Origin of the sequence: Paenibacillus popilliae ATCC 14706, assembly GCF_000315235.1 — a bacterium.
GTDB lineage: Bacteria > Bacillota > Bacilli > Paenibacillales > Paenibacillaceae > Paenibacillus_B > Paenibacillus_B popilliae.
This window is the reverse complement of record NZ_BALG01000324.1, coordinates 1-203: the sequence shown is the minus strand read 5'-3', so window position 1 is coordinate 203 and position 203 is coordinate 1. Positions and strand designations below refer to the sequence as shown.

1 protein-coding gene is annotated in these 203 nt (G+C 40.4%); it reads left to right on the top strand.

Going from position 1 to position 203, the window contains the following annotated elements; translation table 11 throughout:
* A partial coding sequence (locus PPOP_RS16730; protein ID WP_042229555.1) for a tyrosine-type recombinase/integrase occupies positions 1 to 177 on the top strand: 177 nt, incomplete at its 5' end.
* Between the last annotated feature and the right edge of the window lie 26 nt (positions 178 to 203).

The following is a 203-nucleotide window of genomic DNA, read 5'->3' as shown; positions in this document are numbered from 1 at the left end:
GTGGATATCGGGACTCATACCATGAGGAAGACGTTTGGATATCATTTCTATCAAAAGACCAAAGACATTGTGCTACTCCAAAAGATTTTTAACCATTCCAGCCCTGAAGTAACGATGCGATACATCGGCATGGATCAAGACATGATGGACAAGGGAATTGATGATTTTGGATTGTAATTCCGCAAAATGAGGATGTTTGGAAC